The organism is Pseudonocardia sp. (genome assembly GCF_025965585.1).
GTDB lineage: Bacteria > Actinomycetota > Actinomycetes > Mycobacteriales > Pseudonocardiaceae > Pseudonocardia.
Window position 1 is genome coordinate 1 of sequence record NZ_JAOPWR010000182.1, and the last position, 2,568, is coordinate 2,568.

The window sequence follows — 2,568 nt, forward strand, 5'->3', positions numbered from 1 at the left end:
GACTTCGTACGTCCGGGACACGTCGTCCCCCTCAGGGCCCGTGACGGAGGGGTGCTCGAGCGGCCGGGGCACACGGAGGCGGCTGTGGACCTCGCGCGTCTGGCGGGCATGCGCCCCGAGGCGTGCCATATACGTGCCATAAGCACTGCAGAATGACGCTAACCAACGACAGGTGATGACAATAATCATTCGACATATTGCCTGCTCAGAGGCCCCGTTCAGGGTGTTCGCTGCGGGGCCAAGGCGGTTTAGGAAACCCTCGATCTGGTCCCATCCTCGCATAGTCAAACCTGGGAGCCCGCCCGTCGAGACCTCCATCAATCAGTCCGGCCTGTGAGCTACGCAGTCGATGCTCGGCGAGGTTCGCACGACGAGTCGGCGGCCCATCGTTGAATGGATATGCGCATCAATCACCCTCGGTTATGTCACGCGGAGTCACCGCCGGCTCTCGAGTCGAATCGGCAAAGTTGATCTTCGTTGGTCCGGTTCCAGTCCGGGTGACACCGATCAGCACTGGCAGACGACGACAAGTCTCGGCAACCGTCGGAACCGTTGCGTCGCAGCTCAGGGCCACTACTGCGCAGTGTTGCCCATCAACGGTCAACAACGAAAATCGTCGATCGACGTTCCGCTTCAACGTCTAGATGACGCTGTTCTCGCAGGTCAAGGCCTATCTTGCTGGCGATGGGGACGATCTGGGGACACTGCGGAGCCCCACAGCTCTGTTGCGGCCTGCCGGTCAACATATGGTGGTGGCTACGACGGGGGACGTGTCAGCGCTGACCTTGCCCCGTGGCGAGCACGGCTGCAGCGTGATCGCGGGGTGGTGTTCGAGGCGGCGGAGATCGCCCGCGTCGCTGGGCGTGAGCACGACCGGCCTCCGCCGACCCTCCCGGCGCCGTTGTCCGGGGCAGAGGGCATCACCCGGTTGCGGCCGAACCCCTCCTCCCGGCCGTCGGCCATCACGACGCCCCTCGCCCGGACAACCCGAGCGCGTCGCGCGGGGAACTCCAGTGCCCCGGTGCCGTCACCGCGGCCCCACGCTGATCGACAACGATCACTCGCGTCGCGGATCCATGAGGGATGGAGTCGCTGTTGCTCGAACGATGGCCGGCGGTCTTACAGGGACCCGATCACGGTGGGCAGGTCGCGGCGGCCGCTGACGTGCAGTTTCCGGTAGATGCCGTGGAGCACGTTGTCGACGGTCCGCACGGAGACGACGAGGTTCTCCCCGATCGCTTTGCTGGTCATTCCGGACGCGGCGAGGGCGGCGATTTCCAGCTCCCGGGGGGTGAGCGGTGCGGACGCGCCGGGTTCGGCCAGTGGCGGTGTCCGTGCGCCCTCGCAGGCGGCCGCCCAGCCCCGAGACCGTGTTGCCGCCATCGCGGCGGCCCGTGCGTTGCCGTGAGCGCTGTGCTGGCGCGTGGCCTGGGCGGCCGCTTCGGCTGCGAGCAGCGTCGACCCGAGTGCCGCGAAACCGGCGGCCACCTCGTCGAGCCCGTGGGCATCGTCGTGGGCGAGAGCGGTCGCCTGCCGAGCGACGGCCGCCGCCAGCGGACCGTCGACGTCGGCAGCGACGGCGACGAGCCGGTCGAGCACCTCGGGGGCCGCCCCGAACCGGACGCATGTATGCAACGCGATCATTTCCAGCTGCACCTGCCCGTAGTCGCGGGCCCGCGCGGCGGCCTCGGTAGCCGTCACGACCGCCGCCCTGTTCCGGCCGGTGACCGCCTCGATCCAGGCCGCCGCGAGCCGCACCCACGGCGCGCACGCTTCCCCGGCGCCGGTCAGCGCGTGCTCCGCCTGGATCAGCGCCGCACCGGCGGTGTCGAGGTCTCCGAGCAGCGCGGCGGCCTGCGCCGTCTGCGCGTGCAGGACCGGCAGGAACGAGAACGCCCCGGGCGGCAGCGCGGCGGTGGCGTCGCGCAGCCGGCCGAGCCCGCTGCGGACGAGGCCGCGCTGGGCCAGCACGATGCCCGACCATCCGCCGAACAGCGCCTGCGCGACGGGCCGGTCGGCGCCGATCGCGTCGCGGTACCCGGTGGCAGCGAGGGCCTCGGCGTCGTCGAGAAGGCCGAGGCTGATGAACGCGCCGCACTTCGCGGAGTCGAGCTGGACGTTCGCCCAGTCGGCCGCGGCCCCTCCGACGTCGGCCGCCGCGGCCCGGGCGCGGTCGGCCATTGCGAGGGCGGCGTCGTTCGCGCCGATCCCACAGAGGACGTCGGCGGCGACGGCCTGGGCGGCCACCACGACAGGTCCCGGCTGTCGGGACCCGGCGGCGAGGGGGCCGATCACGTCGAGTGCCTCCGCGAACCTCCCGTCGTGCAGAAGCAGCGCGGCCCGCAGAGTCTGCAGCTCGAGCCGCTCCGGGTCCGTCCACGGCGCGGCCTGTACCGCGCGCATGACGGCGGTTGCCTGGGCCGGGTCCCCGACGCCCCAGCAGAGATTCCCGACGCGGACGAGGGCCAGTTGGGCGCGCTGGTCGTCGGTGTCGGCGGCGGCGGTCTGCTCGGCGAGCAGCGCTTCGGCCTCCGCGGACCTGCCGAGGGCGATCAGCGCCTGGGCCAA

1 protein-coding gene and 1 pseudogene are annotated in these 2,568 nt (G+C 70.9%); one reads left to right on the plus strand and one right to left on the minus strand.

Annotated features, from left to right (window positions below; translation table 11 throughout):
- A pseudogene (locus JWR81_RS11755) lies at nt 1–117 on the plus strand (3,4-dihydroxy-2-butanone-4-phosphate synthase); the annotation flags it as partial.
- A gap of 1,002 nt (nt 118–1,119) precedes the next feature.
- Here JWR81_RS11755 and JWR81_RS11760 read toward each other — a convergent pair.
- The coding region (locus JWR81_RS11760) for a LuxR C-terminal-related transcriptional regulator (protein ID WP_297650488.1) at nt 1,120–2,568 on the minus strand (1,449 nt) is incomplete at its 5' end.